Source organism: Streptomyces sp. TE5632 (genome assembly GCF_054061295.1).
This window is the reverse complement of the sequence record NZ_JBSSEA010000003.1, coordinates 1,533,193-1,550,929: the sequence shown is the minus strand read 5'-3', so window position 1 is coordinate 1,550,929 and position 17,737 is coordinate 1,533,193. Positions and strand designations below refer to the sequence as shown.

Genomic DNA, 17,737 nt, shown 5'->3' with positions numbered 1-17,737 from the left:
GCGGCGTACGTGGTGACGGACAAGTGACACAGAAGAAGGGGGCGTCCTCCACCGTGGAGGACGCCCCCTTCTCTCACCTGCCTGGCGTCAGGGCACCTGCACCCACTGCGCCTTGCTGGGGGTGCCGTCCGCGTCGGTGGCGAACAGCATGTACCAGCCCGCCTGGACCAGGTTCCGGCTCTCCGGGACCGTCACCTTCAGCTTGTCGCCGTCGGCCTCGAAGTCCAGGGCGATGGAGCGCTGGTCGATGTCGGTGACGTGGGTCGAGGCGCTCGGCCGGATCAGCCGGACGTTCTTGATCGACCCGGCGTCCTTCGAGGTGAACGTGGCGGAGCCGCCGCGCTCGACGGTCTTCGGGCCGCCCGTCAGCTCGGGCTGCCCGGTCTCGCCGTACAGGTACGGCGGTGTGTAGATCTCGATGCGCTGTTCGAACTTGCCGGGCTTGGTGTTGGCCTTGTCGCCGTAGAGCGAGTCCGAGCCGAAGAACATCACGCGGCCGTCGGGCAGCAGGATCGAGCCGGCGTGGTAGTTGCGGCCCACCAGCGGATCGGCGACGCGCTTGAACTCGTTCTCCGCCGTGTCGTAGATCCTCGCCTCGAGGATGTTGGAGTCGCTGCGACCCCGGTAGTCCTCCGAGCCGCCCGAGACCAGGATGTTGTCGTCGGGCAGGATCGAGTACTGCGGGTAGCGGGTTCCCTTGTCCAGCGAGGGGCCGTCCACGAAGCGCGGTTCGTCGGCCTTGAGGTCGACGATCCGGGTCTTCTCGCTGGCCTTCCTGGACTCGCCGACGCCGCCGCCGCCGATCACCATGTACTTCTCGTCCTGCGCCGGCGGCAGCAGCACCGTGCCGGACGTCTCCATCATGTCGGGGTCGCTCAGCCCGGGTATCTTGTCGAACTTGTTGGTCTCCACGTCCCAGACGCCCGGCTCACGGCCCTCGTCGGCCGGTCCGTACCCCGCGTTCGAACCCGAGTAGAAGACCTTGCCGTTCTGCATCAGGAACAGCGCCGGGTAGGTCGGGAACTGACGGACCTTGTCCGTGTAGGTCCACTTCTTGGTCTTGGGGTCGTAGACCTCGTTCTTGCCCGGGACCAGCTGGCCGATGTCGTCGAGGCCGGAGACGCTGAGGATCTTGCCGTCGCTCAGGGTGGTGAGCGTCGGGTACCAGCGGGCCTCCTTCATCGGGTCGACCTTGATGTACTTCTCCGCCACCGGGTCGAACTCGAAGGCGTCGTCGATGCCCTGGAAGTCCTTCTTGTCCAGGGCGAGCTTCTCGGCGATGCCGTACGTGTTCTGCGCGTCCTCGCCGGTCAGGCCCTGCACGGTGTAGTTGTCCTGGGTGCCGGTCTCGTACTTGGCACCCTCCTTCTGCGCCTCGACGTAGGTGCGGCCGTAGCCCGGGGTGTTGCCCAGGAACTCGCCGGTCTCCTTGTCGAAGTTCTTCTTGGCGCGCGGGACGAGCACCGGGTCCTTCGAGACGAAGGTCTTGCCGTTCTCCTTGCCGACGAACCTGGTGCCCGCCGGCAGGGTGATCGGCTTGTCCGGGTTCTCGTTGTGGACGACCATCAGGCCGCCCGCCTTCGTCACGTCGCCCTTGAGCTTCTCGTACCGCTTGGTGCCGCCGGCGATCAGCAGGTTGCCGTTGGCGAGCTGGGTGTGGCCGGTGCAGAACAGGTCGCTCGGCGTCGGCACCTTCTTGATGGTCTTCTCGACCGGGTCCCAGATCCGCGTGTCGTACTTCTTGGCGTCGAAGTTGTCCTTGTTGTTGCCGGACCCCGCGACGAGCAGCACCTTGCCGGTGTGCAGCAGCGCCGCGTGGATGGTGTTCTGGCGGTACTCCTCCGGGAACTCGACGATCTCCCAGCGGCCGTTCTCCGCCTTGTACTCCGGCTTGTTGATCTTGTACTGGTGGTATTTCTCGGTCCCGAAGCGGTACAGCCACGGCCCGTTCATTCCGGCCAGCGCGAGTACCACCGCCGTGCCTATCGCGATCCGACGGGCGCGACGGCGGCCTGCACGGTCGTTCATTCCTTACGTCCCCCAAGTCCACCAAGGGCGATCTGCATCGTCTGGTCGTCACCGGGGTGATAGCCCCCGGTACCTCCTGGCCCGCCCGGTTCCCCCGGCCCTCCCGGCCCTCCCGGTCCGCCGTGGGCGCCGGCCCAGCTGGGCCGGCCCTGCGGGGCATGGGGCGCGTGGTGACCGTGGTGCTGCTGCGGCATCTGCGGCAGCTGCTGCGTCTGGGGCTCCGGTGCGGAGTCCTGTGCCTGGCCCGCGGCGTGCGCGCCGGGCTTCTTCCTGTCCTGACGCATGCCGTGGCGCCAGGCGAACATGGGCGCGGCCGTGATGAGCAGGGCGAACGTCGCCCAGATGATCATGGCCGGGTGTGAGTGTCCGTAGACGAATCCGGCGGTGATGGAGCCACCGAAGATCAGGATGAAGTACCAGTGATACCGGAAGGTTCCGAACCAGGTGTCCGGGCTGGCCGAGTCGCCCTTCGGGGTGACCACGAACTTGCTCTTCTTGCGCAGCACGGAGTCGATCAGTGCCTTCGCGTAGAGCGGCGCCGACAGCGCGGACATCACCATGCCGGCCACACCGCCGGAGCCCTCCGGCTCGTGCGGGGAGACGTTGTGGCGGCGGTTCCAGACGTAGAGGCCGATCTGCAGCGCGGAGGCGTTGCCGTAGAGCATCAGCCAGACCGCGGGGTCGATGTTCACACCCGAGGCGCCCAGGCCCAGGAACAGCGCACAGCTCAGCGCCGCCAGGATCCAGTTCAGGGCCGACATCGGGTAGAAGATGATCATCATGGTGTAGTTGAAGAGCTTGCTCGGCGGCAGCGAGTACCAGCCCTTCCAGTACTGCTTGAGGATCGTCTCGTACGTCCCTCGCGACCAGCGCATCTGCTGGGTGAAGAAGTCCGTCCAGGCGTTGGGGCCCTCACCGACCGCGAGCACGTCCGGGGTGTAGACCGAGCGCCACTTCTTCCCCGTCGCCGGGTTCTTGGCGCGGTGCATCTCGAAGCCGGTCGCCATGTCCTCGGTGATCGAGTCGTACAGACCGCCGATCTGCTTGAGCGCCTTGATGCGTACGGCGTTCGAGGTGCCCACGAACATCGGTGAGCCGTAGCGGTTGCCGGCCCGCTGGATCAGCGCGTGGAAGAGGAACTGCTGCGACTCGGCGGCCTTGGTGACGAAGTTGTCGTAGTTGCCGTAGACCTGCGGGCCGATGACGAAGCCGACGTCCGGGTCGCGGAAGAAGCCGAGCATCCGCTCCAGGTAGTTCGGCAGCGGTACGTGGTCGGTGTCCACCGAGGCGAAGAAGTCGTAGTCGTCGCCGTGCGCGTCCAGCCAGGCGTTGTAGTTGCCGTGCTTGGTCTTGGCGCGGTGCGGGCCCTTCTTCTGGTTCCACTTCGCGACGCCTTTGCGGGAGAAGTGGTGCACGCCCAGACGCGCGCACACCTCTTTCACCTCGGGGTCGTCGCCCTCGTCGAGCAGCCAGACGTGCATGACGCCCCGGTGGCGGATCTTCACCGCCGCCTCCAGGGTCTTCGTCACCATCTCCAGCGGCTCCTTGCCGGGCACGAAGGAGGTGAGGAAGGCGACGCGGGTGCCGGTCTCCGGCACCACCGGGACCGGGTCGCGGGCGACCAGCGTGGCGTGCGCGTTCGACAGCACGTTCATGCAGCGGAAGAACTCGATCAGCCCGATCGAGACGAGCATCACCATGTCGAGGGCGGGCAGCCAGTCGAACGCCGGGTAGTCCCGCTCCGTCCAGTGCGCGGGCTGCAGCAGCCACACCAGCAGCACCAGCGACAGCAGCGGGGCCGCGGCCAGCATCAGTGCGATGCGGATGCGGTGAGGCTCCTGCGATATCAGCGAGCGGTACCGCACTTTGTAGGGTTTGTTCGGGTCGGGCTGGGTGAGGGGACCCGAGAGCCGGCTGTAATGCTCGTAGTCGTATCTCGGCAGCGTCTTCTTGATCCGCCGGAACGCCCCCGTGTTTCCGGTCCGATGCGCAGGCACCCTGAGCTGGGTGGTCCGGGACGGGTCGTTGTCCCCTTGGGCGCCTGTCGGCGTCGACGTCATGAATCATCCCCCCACACACGGCCCCGCCGTGTGTTTCGTCGCTTGCTGCCGCCCGCGCCCGGTCCCCCTCGACCGTCCCAGGCGTGTCAGTGGTGTCCCGCTGTCACCACGTCATCCACACCATATAGACACGTTGCGGCGTTCTTTCGGTTGCATGATGCCCTCGTCGGCGGTGCTCCGTGAAACGGGACCCCTCACCCCGTACCGTCCGCAACCGGTCTCCCGCCCCCAACAGCCGCGAATGCGCGGCATGATGAAGAACCCAGGTTGTACCGTGTTCATCATGATCGCAAGGTGTGAAAACAGGTGCACGCCGGTCATACGCGTCCATTGTGGCGTCTGAGGAGGTCCGGCGGGGTGCCTGTTCCCCACGTGGTTCCAGTGGCTCCATACGTGTGGTGAGGGTGTTCCGTTCAGGACATGCCCCTCGGCGGGCGCGAGAGGGTATCCGGCCAAAAGCAACGGGCCCCTCGATCACGAGGAGCCCGTTCCGTCGGTGCGCCGCCAGGGACTCGAACCCCGGACCCGCTGATTAAGAGTCAGCTGCTCTAACCAACTGAGCTAGCGGCGCTCACTGACGGGACAACTCTACCGGACCGGACGGGGTGCTCCCGACCTCCACCTTTGTCCCGGCGCGGCCCGGCGCGGTCCTGCGAGGCCTCGGCCCCGGGCCCGTGTCCGGCGGGGTCCGCCACCTGGGCCCATGGCGCGTACATCGTTCGGGCCGTCAGAGTGCGCGTCCCGGGCGCAGTTGAGAAGCTGATCCTCGTGCACAGACGTGAGGTATTTCACCGGACGTGTGGCCGGATGTGTGGCGGGACGTGTGGCGGGACGTGTGAGGGGAATCGCATGGAACCCCCGGTGTTCGAGGAGTTCGAGCCCGCGGGCGACTGCGACTGTCCCGGCTGTGTGCACCGGCGGCGCGTCCTCGCGGATGCGCCGGCCGGCGGCTCGGTCGCCCACCCGGCGGCGTTCCGCCCCCTCGTGGTGGCCGCCGCGGCCTCGGCGGTGGTCGCCGCGCAGGCCGCCCCCGCCCTGGCCGCCCCCCACACCGCCGAGCGGCCCGGCGCCCCGGGTGTACCCGCAGGCGACGAGCCCGCCACCCCGCAGGGTCCGAGGGCTCCGCTGTACGGCCCCGCGGGCCGGCCCGCCGATCCCGCGGACCCCTCGATCCCCGCGACGTCGCGCGCGATCACCCGCTCGGACATCATCGAACGGGCCAGGAGATGGGTCGACCAGAAAGTCCCTTACAGCGTGACCGCGTTCTGGTCCGACGGATACCGGCAGGACTGTTCGGGCTATGTCTCGATGGCCTGGAACCTGCCCGGAAACGAATGGACCGGCAGCCTCGGGCAGTACGCGGAGAGGATCAGCAAGGACGAACTCCAGCCGGGGGACATGCTGCTCTTCCACAACGCGTCCGATCCCTACGGCGGCTCCCACGTCGTCCTCTTCGGCGGCTGGACGGACGACGCGCGCACCACGTACGTGGCCTACGAGCAGACCCCCCCGAACACCCTCCGGCGGACCACCCCGTACGCCTACTGGAGCAACTCCGCGGGCTACGTCCCGTACCGGTACAAGGGCGTGACCGGCGGCACGGCGGGGGCCGAGGGCGTGGGCGCGGCCATGCAGGCCCGGACGCCGTTTCCCGGAGTGGACCGTTTCGGCCCCGGCGCGGACAACCCGCACGTCACCGAGCTCGGCAGCCTGCTCGTCGAACGCGGTGGCGCCCGCTTCTACGCCACCGGCCCCGGACCGCGCTGGACGGACGCGGACCGCGCGGCGATTCGGGCGTTCCAGCAGGCCCAGGGCTGGCAGGGGGCCGCGGCGGACGGCCTGCCGGGGCCGCTGACCTGGGAACTGCTGCTGACCGGCGGGGGCAGGGACATCCCGGCCGCCGAGGACTCGCACGGGGTGCCGGACCACCCGGGCCGGGCGGCGTTCCGGCCGGGCGCGGCCAACGACCATGTCACCCGGCTGGGGCAGCAGCTGGTGCGGAAGGGGTTCGGCCGCCACTACGTCACGGGGCCGGGCCCGCGCTGGAGCGAGGCGGACCGGCGCAACGTCGAGGAGTTCCAGCGCGCCCAGGGCTGGCGCGGCGGCGCCGCGGACGGCTGTCCGGGGCCGGAGACCTGGCGGCGGCTCTTCTCGTAGCCCGAGGGTCGCTCGCCGCGACCCACCCCTGCGGGCTCCGTCACGGTCCGGAGGGTCCCCCGAGGTGACGCATCTGGCGCGGAGGCTGGAGGCACACATGACCACGATCACTCCCGAAACTCCCGAATCACCCGTCCCCGAATCACCCACCTGCGAACTGCCCGTCGTCGAACCACCCGCCTGCGAACCACCCGTCCCCGGATCGCCGTCTTTCGAAGCCGGGGGCCCGGCGGGGGGCCGGCCCGGCCGGGTCATCCGCAACGAGACCACCACCGAGATCCCCGTCCATCTGCTCTTCCGTGACGGGCCCGACCCGGTGCCGGTGCGGCTGCGTCCCGTGGTGGTGGGGCGCCGGCAGGGGACGGGGGAGCAGCCGCGGCTCGGCCGTCCGGTCGCCGAACGGCCCCTGCCCCTGCCGCCGGTCGACCCCGAGCTGGTGGAGCGGCCCGCCCGGGTACTGCCCGGCGGTGCGGGGGTGCTCGCCGGGATGTGCGGGGCGGCCGGGTGCGTGGCCACGTCCTGGTGGGCGGGCGTACTGCCGCCCCTGGTGGCCGGTGCCCTCGGGCTCCCGGAGCACCCGGGGGCCGCGGGGCTCGGGCCCGTGCAGTGGGCGGGGTACGCGGCTGCCGGGGCCCTCGGCCTGTTCGGGTTCGGCGGGCTGGCGCGCGGCCGGACCGGGCGGGCCTGGGTGCTCGGCCTGTTCGGCCGCTACCGGGGGAGCGTCCGGCGGACCGGTCTGCTGTGGGTGAACCCGCTGCTGCTGCGCCGCCGGGTCGACGTACGGCTGCGGCACTGGCGCAGCGAGCCGATGCAGGCGGCCGACCACAGCGGGGTGGCGCTGCGGGTGGTGGTCCTGGTGGTGTGGCGGGTGCGGGACACCGCGCGGGCGACGCTGGGCGTCGAGGACCACGAGACGTATGTGCGCGAGTGCGTAGAGGCGGCGCTGCTCCGGGTCCCGATGGAGGCGCCGGGCGCGGTGCGGGGCTCGCCGGACACGGTGCAGGACGCGCTGACCCGGCTGGTGGCGGCGGACGCCACGCCCGTCGGGATCGAGGTGTTCTCGGTGCGGCCGGTCCGGGTGGAGTACGCCCCCGAGGTGGCCGCCGTCATGCACCGGCGCCGGATCGCCGCGCTGGACGCCCAGCACCGGGCGAGCGTGCTCACCACGGTCGTGGACTCGGTGGAGGACACGGTGACCCGGCTGACCGCGCGGGGGCTGGTGGAGCTGGACGACTACGAACGCAAGATGCTGGTGAAGGACCTGACGGTGGCGTTCTGCGCGGGGCGGGGGGAGACGGGGCCGTAGGCCGGCGGACGGGCCGGCGGTCGGGGTGGCCGGTGGTCGGCGGGCCCGTGTGCCGGGGAAGCGGAATCGGTTCTGCTGTTGGTATGGACATGCTCAATCCGTGGTCATAGCCTGAGTCTTGGTCTAGACCTACCTGCACGGCTCAGTGAAACTCCCCCACGTTCTCCAGGAGCGGCAGCATGCGCACACGGACCAAGCTGTACGCAGCCGCGGTGGGACTGGCCACGACCGGAGCGCTCGTGCTCTCCTCCGGCGGTGCCAGCGGCCACGGCTACACCGATCTGCCCATCAGCAGGCAGAAGCTCTGCCAGAACGGCAGTGTGACCAACTGCGGCGACATCCAGTGGGAGCCGCAGAGCGTCGAGGGCCCCAAGGGCTTCCCCGCCTCCGGCGCCGCCGACGGCCGGCTCTGTTCGGCCAACAACACGCGGTTCGCCCAGCTCGACAGCCCGAAGACGCCCTCGGGCGGCGCCTGGCCGACGACCAGGGTGACGGGCGGCCAGAACTACACCTTCCGGTGGCAGTTCACGGCCATGCACGCCACCAGCGACTTCTCGTACTACATCACCAAGCCGGGCTGGAACCAGAACCACAACCTGGCCCGGTCCGACCTCAACCTCACCCCGTTCCTGAAGGTGCCCTACAACGGGCAGCGCCCGCCGCAGACCCTCTCGCACAGCGGCACCCTGCCGTCCGGGCTGAGCGGGCGCCACGTCATCCTCGCGGTGTGGTCGGTCGCCGACACGGGCAACGCGTTCTACGCCTGCTCGGACGTCACCTTCTGACTCCGCCTTCCGGGCTTCCGGGGTCGGCGCCGGACACGACGAAGGGCCTCCCGCTTCCGCGAGAGGCCCTTCACTGTGCGCCGCCAGGGACTCGAACCCCGGACCCGCTGATTAAGAGTCAGCTGCTCTAACCAACTGAGCTAGCGGCGCATGACTCCCGCCGTCCGCTTCCCGCGGCCGGCGACTCGAAAATAATACCCGGTCCCGGGGCGTGCTCCGACCGCGGCGGCACCCGCCGCGGTCGGAGTGATCCGGACGGGAGGCCTCAGATCGCCAGCGACAGCAGGACCGGCGCCGCGTTGCGGTTGAGGGTGTCGGCGGCGTGGCGCAGACGGTGGACGTGTTCGACGGGCAGGGACAGGGCCAGGCAGCCCACCGAGGAACCGGCGGTGATCGGGACGGCCGCGCAGACCGTGCCGATCGCGTACTCCTGGAGGTCCAGGACCGGCACCGTGGGTGGGTGCGCCGCCAGCTGGGAGAGCAGCAGCCTGTCACTGGTGACGGTGCGCGAGGTGAGCCGGACCGTCCGGTGCCGGGCGAGGTGCTCGCGCCGGCCGTTGTGGTCGAGCTGGGACAGCAGGCTCTTGCCGAGCGCGGTGGCGTGCGCCGCGTCACGGAAGTCGACCCACTCGTTGACCTTCGGGGTGGCCGGCCCGTCGGCGTACTGGGTGACCTTGATCTCGCCGTCCACGTACCGGCTCATGTAGACGGCGGCTCCGACGGAGTCGCGGAGCCGGTCCAGGGTGCGCTGGAGCTTGTCGCGGAGGGCCTCCTCGTGTTCCTGTTCCTGGGCCGAGCCGAGGCGGGCGAGCGCCTCACCGGCGACGTACGTGCCGTCGGCGCCCTGTTCGACGTAGGCCTCGCGGCACAGCATCGGCAGGAGCGTGGTCAGCCGCTCCCGGCCCAGGCCGCTCTCGCGGGCGAGTTCGGTGTCGGTGATTCCGGTGGTGTGCCGCGCCACCGTGTCCAGGACGCGCAGGGCGTCCTGGACCGAGTGGTACGGAGCGGTCGGCTTGTGCTTCAGCGCCACGGTTTCCCCCTGCGCTCGCTCGTAGGTCCTGTCGTCACATTCCCGTCCGCCCGGCGGCGTCTGGCGGACGGGAATGTGACGACAGGACCTGGGGCCGCAATCCGGTCAGCGAATCCTCTCCACGATAGCCGTCAAGCAGCCCACCCGGAGCGGGTGTTGACGAGATCGCGGCCTTCCCAACTGCGGGGCCGGTCCCTGGGCATATGCCAGGGGAATGCTCCGTTGCGTCCATCTCGGACGTTCCGGAGCCCCCCGGGCACGCCCCGTCATCACAGGACCGCGCTGAGGAACTCCCGGGTGCGGTCGTGCTCCGGCTCGCTGAAGATCTTCTCCGGGGCGCCCGCCTCGATGATCCGGCCCGAGTCGAACATCAGGACGCGGTCGGAGATGTCCCGGGCGAAGTTCATCTCGTGGGTGACGCAGAGCATGGTGATGTCGGTGGAGCGGGCGATGTCCCGCAGCACGTCCAGGACACCCGCGACCAGCTCCGGGTCCAGCGCCGAGGTCACCTCGTCCAGCAGCAGCACCTGCGGCCGCATGGCCAGCGCCCGCGCGATCGCCACCCGCTGCTGCTGACCGCCGGACAGCTGCGCGGGGTGCTTGTCGACGTGCTCGGTCAGCCCGACCATCTCCAGCAGCTCCCGTGCCCGCTCCTCGGCCGCGTCCTTCGACATGCCGAGCACGGTGACCGGGGCCTCGGTGATGTTCCGCAGCACCGTCATGTTCGGGAACAGGTTGAACTGCTGGAACACCATCCCGATCTTCTTGCGGATCTCGCGGACCTGCTTCTCCGGCGCGGGGTACAGCTGGTCCCCGTCGACGGTGACCGTGCCCTCGTCGGGCTTCAGCAGCGTCATCAGCAGGCGCAGGATCGTGGTCTTGCCCGATCCGGACGGCCCGATCAGGGTGACGTGCTTGCCGGCGTCCACGGAGAAGTCCAGGTTGTCGAGGACCGTGTGGTCCCCGAACCGCTTGGTGACCCTCTCCAGCCGGATCAGCTCGCCGCCGTCGGACCGGCTGCCGCCCGCGGGGGTCTTCTCGGTGTCGGCACGGGCGCCGACATCGGCACCGGTGTCGGACGTGGGGGTGTGTTCAGTGGACAAGGCGTCGCTCCAGGGCTCGCAGGGCAAGGGAGGCCAGGTAGGAGATGACGATGAAGGCGATGCCGATCACCGTCAGGGGCTCGGTGAACTGGAAGTGCTGCTGGGCGAAGAGGCGCGCCTCACCGAGCATCTCCAGCACGGTGATCGCCATCAGCAGGGGCGTGTCCTTCAGCATCGAGATGACGTAGTTGCCGAGCGCGGGCACGACCCTGCGCACGGCCTGCGGCAGGATCACCGCGGTCCACGTCCGGCGCAGCGGCAGGTTCAGTGCCGTCGCCGCCTCCCACTGGCCCACCGGCACGGCCTCGATGCCCGCGCGGTAGACCTGCATCGTGTACGTCGAGTAGTGCAGACCGATGGCGAAGACACCCGTGGTCAGCGCCGAGAAGGTCAGGCCCCACTCGGGCAGCACGTAGAACAGGAAGAACAGCTGCACCAGCAGCGGGGTGTTGCGGACGAACTCCGTCACCGCGCCGACCGGCCAGGTCACCCAGCGGCTCGGCACCCGCATCAACAGGGCCCACACCAGGCCGAGGACGAACGAGATCAGTGAGCCGAACACCAGGATCTGCAGGGTGACCAGCAGACCGTCCCAGAAGTACGGCATGAACTCGGAGACCGCGTTCCAGTCCCACTTCATCAGACCGCACCTCCCGCGTTGGTGGTCTCGGCCCGCTTCAGCTCCACGTCCGGCTCGTGCTTCGGCGTCTTGCCGACCCCGGCCTTCAGCTTCTTCTCCAGACCGCGCATGACCCGGGTGAGCAGGAAGGCGATCACGAAGTAGATCACCAGGATGTACGTGTAGATCTCAGCGCTCTCCTGCAGCGCGAGGCGCACCAGGTTGCCGCTGAACGCCAGATCGCCCATCCCCATGATCGACACCAGGGCGGTGCCCTTGAGCAGCTCGATCAGCAGGTTGGAGAACGGCGGGATCATCTCCGGCACCGCCTGCGGCAGCAGGATCAGCCGCAGCCGTTGGGTGGGCGTGAAGCTGAGCGCGATCCCGCCCTCGCGCTGGGCGGGATCGACGGCGGCCAGCGCGCCGCGCACGATCTCCGAGCCGTAGGCGCCGTAGGTCAGGCCCAGGGCCAGCGTGCCCGCCCACAGCGGCACCAGCTGCCAGCCGAAGGCCGGGGGCAGCACGAAGAACACCCAGAAGATCATCACCAGTGCCGAGGTGCCGCGGAACACCTCGGTGTAGAAGCCCGCGAGGAAGCGGACGAACGTCAGCCGGTGGGTGCGCGCGATGCCCACCACGAAGGAGACCGCCGTCGCCAGCAACGCGCTCAGCACCAGCAGCTGGATCGTGACCCAGACGCCCTTGAGCACGAGTTCCCAGAGTCCTGAGGTCATCCGCCGCACAGCTCCTTCGCGGTCAGATCCGTCATCTCGTCCTCGGTGAAGCCGAACGGCTTGAGGATGCGCAGCAGCTCGCCGCTCTCCTTCAGCTTGCCCAGCTCGACGTTGAACGCGTCCCGCAGCGCGGTCTCGGTCGGCCGGAAGGCGAACGCGCCGCCGTCGACGTGCGGCTTGCCGCCGACGATCGGCTTGAAGGGCTCCGTGACCTCGGCCTTGGCCGACTTCTTCACCACCTCGCGGGTGGTGAGCGCCGTACCGGCGAAGACGTCGACCCGCCCGGCCTCCACCGCGTTCAGCCCGGCGACCTGGTCGGGGACGATCAGGATGTCGCTCTCCGGATACCCGGCCTCGACCGCGTACGCGATCTCCGCGTACCCGGTGCCGGTGGCGAACTTCGCCTTCTTCTCGACGACGTCCCGGTAACTGGTCAGCCCCTTCGGGTTGCCCTTGCGCACGATGAACGAATCGAGCATCTGGTAGTCGGGGTCGGAGAATATGACCTGCTCGCAGCGCTCGGGGTTGACGTACATCCCGGCGGCCACGACGTCGAACTGCTGCGAGTTCAGCCCCGGGATCAGCGAGCCGAACTCGGTGGGCACGGGCTGGACCCGGTCCACCCCGAGCCGTTTGAAGATGACCTTGGCCAGTTCCGGCGCCTCGCCGGTCAGCTTGCCGTTCCTGTCGATGTAACCGAAGGGGATCTCGCCGGCGATGCCCAGGCGGACCACGCCCGCCGCCTTCAGCCGGGACAACAGGTCGCCGCCGTTCGCACTCGCCTCGGTGGGCACCCGCGAGCAGCCCGCCGCGCCGAGTGCGCCGAGCGCCGCGACCCCCGCGAGCAGCGATCGGCGTGAGGGCCCGGCAGGGCCGGGGGCGTCTCCGCGTCGTCTCAGTGGTTGTGCCAGTGGTGGAGCCATGGCGGCGCGGCTACCCGAGAAGACGCCGAGTATTCCCGCCGGTTTCGGCCCCGTTCGGCGGTCGGGCGGTCTTGACCGGTGCGGGACGATGGGTCTCATGATGGACCGATATGTCGAGGTCTCGCTGGTCAAACGCGGAGTCACCTGTACGGCCCGGTTGCTCGACGACCGTGCGCCGATCACCTGCGCGGCCGTCTGGAACGCCCTGCCCCTGTCCGGCGACGTCTACCACGCCAAATACGCGCGCAACGAGATCTATGCCCTGTTCCCGCCCTTCGCGGAGGCGGAGCCGCCGCTGGAGAACCCGACCGTCACACCCGTCCCGGGAGACCTCTGCTACTTCTCCTTCGCGGGCGCGGAACTGGGCACCAGGGCCTACGGCTACGACCGCGAGGTCGGTCCGGGCACCACGGTCGTCGACCTGGCCCTGTTCTACGAGCGGAACAACCTGCTCCTGAACGGCGACGTGGGCTGGGTGCCCGGCATCGTCTGGGGCCAGGTCGTGGAGGGCCTGGCGGAGATGGCCGACGGGTGCAACGACCTGTGGCGCGGCGGCGCGGAGGGGGAGACGCTCAGCTTCCGGCGGGCGTGACCCCGGTCGGCCGGGGCGGTTTCGCCGCCCCGGCCGCCCCGGCCTCATGGAGTGCGTGGGCCGCCCGCAGCACCAGCGTGTCGGCGTGACGGGCGCCCACGAGCTGGACCCCGATCGGCAGCCCGGCCGAGTCGGTGCCCACGGGGACGCTCGCCGCGGGCTGCTGGGTCAGGTTGAACGGATAGGTGAACGGGGTCCAGCCCGTCCAGCGCCGGTGGCCGGACCCCTTCGGCACCTCCACGCCCGCCTCGAACGCCGTCCGCGGCACGGACGGGGTGACGAGGAGGTCGTACCTGTCGTGGAAGAGGCCCATGCGCCGGCCCAGGTCCATCCGGACGTCCACCGCCGCCAGATAGTCCAGCGCCGAACGGCGGGCCCCTTCGCCGCAGATCTCCCGCAGCCCGGGGTCCAGCAGTTCCCGCCGCTCCCGCGTCAGGTGCTGCACCACCCGGGCGGCCCCGGCGAACCACAGGGTGTGGAAGGCGTCCACCGGGTCGGTGAAGTCCGGGTCGGTCTCCTCCACGTACGCGCCGAGCGCGGCCAGCCGCTCCACCGTCCGCCGTACCGCCGCCGCCACCTCGGGCTCCACCGCCACCTGGCCGCCCAGCGACGGCGAGTACGCCACCCGCAGCCCCCGCACCCCGCCGTCCAGTCCCTCCCTGAAGGAGCCGGGGGCCGGCGCGAGCGCCGACCAGTCGCGGGAGTCCGGCCCGCAGATCACATCCATCAGCAGCGCCGCGTCCGCCGCGTCCCGCGTCATCGGACCGACGTGCGCCAGCGTGCCGTACGCGCTCGCCGGATACAGCGGCACCCTCCCGTACGTCGGCTTCAGCGCGAAGATCCCGCAGAACGACGCCGGGATGCGGACACTGCCGCCGCCGTCCGTCCCCAGGGCCAGCGGCCCCGCGCCCAGCGCCACCGCCGCCGCCGCGCCCCCGCTGGAACCGCCCGCGGTCCGCGAGGGGTCGTGCGGGTTGCGGGTGACACCGCTGAGCGGAGAGTCCGTCACCCCCTTCCAGCCGAACTCGGGGGTCGTCGTCTTGCCGAGGAAGACGGCGCCGTGCTCCCGCAGCCGCGCCACCGACGGTGCGTCCTCGTCCCAGCGGCCCGCCGGGTCGACGGCGCGCGAGCCGCGCAGGGTCGGGGCGCCGCGCAGCAGCAGGATGTCCTTCACCGTGACCGGCACCCCGTCCAGCAGCCCGCGCGGCTCGCCGCGCCGCCACCGCTCCTCGGAGGCGGCGGCCCGCTCCAGCGCCTCCTCGGGGAACAGCCGGACGAACGCGTTCACCTCCGGCCGGCTCGCCTCGGCCCGTTCCAACGCCGCGCGGGTCACCGCCACGGGGCCGAACTCGCCCCGGCGGTAGCCGTCGAGGAGCCGTACGGCGGTCAGTTCGGTGAGCCCGCTGAACCCGGTGGACCCGGTGGACCCGGTGGACCCGGTGAAATCGGACATCCGCTCTCCCGCCGCATCAGTGCCCGGGTACGTACCCGCGCTGCTTGTCGACCACGTTCACCAGCGGCTTGCCCGCTTCCCACAGCTCGTACAACTCCACGAACTGGGCGGCGAGTTCGTCCCGCCAGCCGATGGTGTCCCCGCTCATGTGCGGCGACACGATCAGTCCGGGGGCCCGCCACAGCGGGCTGTCCGGGGCGAGCGGCTCGGCCTCGAAGACGTCCAGGGCGGCGCCCGCGATCCGGCGCTGCCCGAGCGCCTCGGCGAGCGCGTCCTCGACGACCAGCGGCCCGCGTCCGACGTTGACGAAATGGGCGGACGGCTGCATCACCCCGAAGCGGCGGGCGTCGAACATGCCCCGGGTCTGCTCGGTCAGCGGCGCGGCGGCGATCACCCAGTCCGCGCGGGCGATCAGCCGGTCCAGGTCCTCGGAGCCGTGCACCCCCGGGTGCGGGGTGCGGCCGACCAGCGCGGTGGTGACGCCGAGCGCCTCGAGCGTGCCGGCGATGGCCCGGCCGATCGGCCCCGACCCGACGACGCAGGCGCGGGTCCCGGCGACCTTGCGCGACTCGCGGTGGAGCCAGGTCCGTTCCCGCTGGAGCTCCAGCGTCCGCGGCAGATCCTTGGCCAACGCCAGCACGAGAGCGGCGACGTACTCGGCGATCGGCCGGTCGAAGACGCCCCGCGCGTTGGTGACCACCGTGTCGGAGGCGGCGAGTTCCGGACAGAGAAGGTGATCCACTCCGGCGCTCGCGGTGTGCACCCAGCGCGGCCGCGGCCCCCCGCCCGGCCAGGCGGAACGCACCGCGTGCGAGGTGAAGTCCCAGACCAGCAGCACGTCGGCGTGCGGGAGCCGCTCGGCGAGCGTCGAGGCGTCCGCGTGCTCGACCCGGACCCTGCCGGTCAGCCCGCCCAGCCGGGGCGGCGGATCGGCGTCCAGGACGAGCAGCGTGGGGACGGCCCCCGGCGTGGGCGAAGAGGTGGTCGAGGCAGTGGCCGCGGGGGTGGGCGAGGGGGTGGACATGGGCCGCCGTTTCCCCGGATGACCGGAAGTCTGAGATGTGCGGATTGACCACGCTGGCACCCCGAACCTACCGTCGTCAACACGGGCGTTTCGGCAAACCGTTGCGTGCTCGTCTCTCACCGTGAGGCCGGTGCTGACATGGACGTCTCCTTCATCGGCGGACCCGGCCCGCAGCGCGGTGTCGGCGTGGTCGCCCCCTTCGACTTCGCGCTGGACCGCGAACTCTGGCGCTGGACGCCGGACGACGTGTCCCTGCATCTCACCCGAACGCCGTACGTGCCGGTCGAGGTCAGCCTGGACCTCGCCCGGCTGATCAGCGAACACGAGACCCTCGGCAACGCGGTGAGCACGCTCACCGCGGTCGGTCCCGAGGTCGTCGCCTACGCCTGCACGTCCGGCAGCTTCGTCGGCGGGGTCCTGGGGGAGCGCGCCATGTGCGAGGCGATGAGCAGGACCGGCGCGGTCCCGGCGATCACCACCTCCGGCGCACTGCTGGAGGCGCTGGTGGAACTGGACGTGCGGCGGGTGGCGCTGGTGACGCCGTACACCGTGTCGGTGACCCGGTCGCTGGAGCAGTACGTGGCGCAGGCCGGGGTCACGGTCACCGGCTGCGCGTACATGGGGCTGACCCGGCAGATCTGGCGGGTCGCCTACCGCGAGGTGGTGGACATGGCCCGGCGGGCGACGGTGCGCGGCCGGCTCGGCCCGGCGGACGCGCTGTTCCTCTCCTGCACCAACCTGCCGACGTACGACGTGATCCCGCAGCTGGAGGCGGAACTGCGCATACCGGTCATCTCGGCCAACCAGGTGACCATGTGGGCGGCGTTGCGCCGATTGGGTACCCGGGCGGTGGGACCGTATCAGGCGCTGATCGACACGTCGGCGCGTGTCACGGCCGGGCCCGGGAACGAGACCGGGACCGGCGCCGAGGCCGTACTGCCGGACCGGACGTCCGGCGCGGTGCTGCCGCGGAGCCCGGTGCCCCCGCCCGCTTCGGTACTGCCGGACGGACCGGAGGCGCCGGGCGTGCAGGGTGCTCAGGGTGTTCCGGGCGCGCAGGGCGTGCCGGGAGCGCCGGACGAGAAGCAGCAGGAAGGCTGGACATGACCGCACTGGGATTCCTCTATCCGGGACACTCCGCCGAGGACGACTATCCGCGCGCCGAGCAGCTGCTGGGCAGTGACATCCGGGTGGACCTGGTGCACACCGACATCGGTGAGGACGCGCACCGGATCGACGCGCTGCTCGCGATGGGCGACCCCGACCGGCTCGCGGCCGGCGTCGGGGAGCTGCGGCGCGCGGGCGTCGACGCGGTGGTGTGGGCCTGCACCAGCGGCAGCTTCGTCCGCGGCTGGGAGGGCGCGCAGGAGCAGGTGCGCGCCCTCGCCCGGACGGCGGGCACACCGGCCTCCTCCACCTCGTTCGCCTTCGTGCACGCGGCACGGGAGATCGGGGCGCGGCGGGTCGCCGTCGGCGCGACCTACCCGGACGACGTGGCCGCGCTCTTCGCCGACTTCCTGGCCACCGGCTCGGTGACGGTGACCGGGGTGACCAGTTCCGGGATCATCACGGCGGCGGAGGTCGGCACCTGGGGCGAGGCCGAGTTGTTCGCCCTGGCCCGCGCGGCCGACCACCCGGACGCCCAGGCCGTCCTCCTGCCCGACACGGCCCTGCACACGCTCGCCCACCTCCCGGCCCTGGAGAAGGAGCTCGGCAAACCGGTCCTCACCGCCAACCAGGTCACCGTCTGGGAGGCCCTGCGCCTGGCCGACCGCAGGGTGAACGCCCCGTCCCTGGGCGCCCTGTTCACCCGGGAGCCGATCGTGCAGGTGTGAGAGGCCGGGCGAGCGTGCACGGAGAGGGCGGCGAGGCGGGGGAACAAACGGGGACACCCTCCTGTTGGTGGACCGGTGAGACGTCACC

At 70.7% G+C, this 17,737-nt stretch carries 15 protein-coding genes and 2 tRNA genes; 6 read left to right on the top strand and 11 right to left on the bottom strand.

The features are described 5' to 3' along the window. Nucleotides 1–87: 87 nt before the first annotated feature. The 3 genes from glxA to ACVW19_RS12140 all read right to left on the bottom strand — a co-directional run bounded on the left by glxA (nucleotide 88) and on the right by ACVW19_RS12140 (nucleotide 4,659). Nucleotides 88–2,028, bottom strand: a complete 1,941-nt coding sequence (gene glxA / locus ACVW19_RS12150; RefSeq protein WP_457459169.1) for a radical copper oxidase GlxA — start codon at nucleotides 2,026–2,028, stop codon at nucleotides 88–90. Then, entirely contained in the window at nucleotides 2,025–4,088 is a 2,064-nt protein-coding gene (locus ACVW19_RS12145; protein ID WP_457459167.1) for a glycosyltransferase family 2 protein, read from the bottom strand. The genes glxA and ACVW19_RS12145 overlap by 4 nt, the downstream gene beginning before the upstream one ends. Before the next feature lie 497 nt (nucleotides 4,089–4,585). Continuing rightward, nucleotides 4,586–4,659, bottom strand: a tRNA-Lys gene (locus ACVW19_RS12140). 278 nt (nucleotides 4,660–4,937) lie between these two features. Here ACVW19_RS12140 and ACVW19_RS12135 point away from each other — a divergent pair. The 3 genes from ACVW19_RS12135 to ACVW19_RS12125 all read left to right on the top strand — a co-directional run bounded on the left by ACVW19_RS12135 (nucleotide 4,938) and on the right by ACVW19_RS12125 (nucleotide 8,336). Beyond that, on the top strand, nucleotides 4,938–6,245 hold the full coding sequence (locus ACVW19_RS12135; protein ID WP_457459165.1) for a peptidoglycan-binding protein: 1,308 nt from the start codon (nucleotides 4,938–4,940) through the stop codon (nucleotides 6,243–6,245). 97 nt (nucleotides 6,246–6,342) lie between these two features. Next, the gene (locus tag ACVW19_RS12130) at nucleotides 6,343–7,551 is read left to right on the top strand and encodes an SPFH domain-containing protein (protein WP_457459163.1); all 1,209 of its coding nucleotides are present in this window, start codon (nucleotides 6,343–6,345) and stop codon (nucleotides 7,549–7,551) included. Nucleotides 7,552–7,730: 179 nt separating this feature from the next. Continuing rightward, nucleotides 7,731–8,336 carry a lytic polysaccharide monooxygenase auxiliary activity family 9 protein gene (locus ACVW19_RS12125; protein ID WP_202277339.1) on the top strand — a complete coding sequence of 202 codons (606 nt, stop codon included), beginning with the start codon at nucleotides 7,731–7,733 and terminating at the stop codon, nucleotides 8,334–8,336. 76 nt (nucleotides 8,337–8,412) lie between these two features. Here ACVW19_RS12125 and ACVW19_RS12120 read toward each other — a convergent pair. The 6 genes from ACVW19_RS12120 to ehuB form a co-directional block, all read right to left on the bottom strand. Continuing rightward, nucleotides 8,413–8,486: transfer RNA gene (locus ACVW19_RS12120), tRNA-Lys, on the bottom strand. A gap of 115 nt (nucleotides 8,487–8,601) precedes the next feature. Beyond that, nucleotides 8,602–9,366 carry an IclR family transcriptional regulator gene (locus ACVW19_RS12115; RefSeq protein WP_457459161.1) on the bottom strand — a complete coding sequence of 255 codons (765 nt, stop codon included), beginning with the start codon at nucleotides 9,364–9,366 and terminating at the stop codon, nucleotides 8,602–8,604. Nucleotides 9,367–9,635: 269 nt separating this feature from the next. Further along, nucleotides 9,636–10,364: an ectoine/hydroxyectoine ABC transporter ATP-binding protein EhuA gene (ehuA, locus tag ACVW19_RS12110; protein ID WP_457464570.1), complete on the bottom strand. Its 729-nt coding sequence runs from the start codon at nucleotides 10,362–10,364 to the stop codon at nucleotides 9,636–9,638. A gap of 94 nt (nucleotides 10,365–10,458) precedes the next feature. Further along, the gene (gene ehuD / locus ACVW19_RS12105; protein WP_388702411.1) at nucleotides 10,459–11,109 is read right to left on the bottom strand and encodes an ectoine/hydroxyectoine ABC transporter permease subunit EhuD; all 651 of its coding nucleotides are present in this window, start codon (nucleotides 11,107–11,109) and stop codon (nucleotides 10,459–10,461) included. Next, the gene (gene ehuC / locus ACVW19_RS12100) at nucleotides 11,109–11,822 is read right to left on the bottom strand and encodes an ectoine/hydroxyectoine ABC transporter permease subunit EhuC (RefSeq protein ID WP_457459159.1); all 714 of its coding nucleotides are present in this window, start codon (nucleotides 11,820–11,822) and stop codon (nucleotides 11,109–11,111) included. Before ehuC ends, ehuD begins: the two co-directional genes overlap by 1 nt. Further along, nucleotides 11,819–12,745: an ectoine/hydroxyectoine ABC transporter substrate-binding protein EhuB gene (ehuB, locus tag ACVW19_RS12095; protein WP_457459157.1), complete on the bottom strand. Its 927-nt coding sequence runs from the start codon at nucleotides 12,743–12,745 to the stop codon at nucleotides 11,819–11,821. Before ehuB ends, ehuC begins: the two co-directional genes overlap by 4 nt. Nucleotides 12,746–12,842: 97 nt before the next feature. Here ehuB and ACVW19_RS12090 point away from each other — a divergent pair, with 97 nt between their 5' ends. Continuing rightward, the gene (locus ACVW19_RS12090; protein WP_457459155.1) at nucleotides 12,843–13,337 is read left to right on the top strand and encodes a DUF3830 family protein; all 495 of its coding nucleotides are present in this window, start codon (nucleotides 12,843–12,845) and stop codon (nucleotides 13,335–13,337) included. Here the strand turns inward: ACVW19_RS12090 and ACVW19_RS12085 are convergent. Together ACVW19_RS12085 and ACVW19_RS12080 are read right to left on the bottom strand one after the other, a co-directional pair. Then, nucleotides 13,318–14,790: an amidase gene (locus ACVW19_RS12085; RefSeq protein WP_457459153.1), complete on the bottom strand. Its 1,473-nt coding sequence runs from the start codon at nucleotides 14,788–14,790 to the stop codon at nucleotides 13,318–13,320. The genes ACVW19_RS12090 and ACVW19_RS12085 overlap by 20 nt on opposite strands. A 16-nt stretch (nucleotides 14,791–14,806) precedes the next feature. Continuing rightward, the gene (locus ACVW19_RS12080) at nucleotides 14,807–15,814 is read right to left on the bottom strand and encodes a D-2-hydroxyacid dehydrogenase (protein ID WP_457459151.1); all 1,008 of its coding nucleotides are present in this window, start codon (nucleotides 15,812–15,814) and stop codon (nucleotides 14,807–14,809) included. Nucleotides 15,815–15,952: 138 nt separating this feature from the next. On the opposite strand from ACVW19_RS12080, the gene ACVW19_RS12075 reads away from it, so the two are divergent. Continuing rightward, the gene (locus ACVW19_RS12075) at nucleotides 15,953–16,921 is read left to right on the top strand and encodes a maleate cis-trans isomerase family protein (protein WP_457459149.1); all 969 of its coding nucleotides are present in this window, start codon (nucleotides 15,953–15,955) and stop codon (nucleotides 16,919–16,921) included. Then, nucleotides 16,918–17,649, top strand: a complete 732-nt coding sequence (locus tag ACVW19_RS12070; protein ID WP_457459147.1) for a maleate cis-trans isomerase family protein — start codon at nucleotides 16,918–16,920, stop codon at nucleotides 17,647–17,649. Before ACVW19_RS12075 ends, ACVW19_RS12070 begins: the two co-directional genes overlap by 4 nt. Nucleotides 17,650–17,737 lie beyond the last annotated feature (88 nt).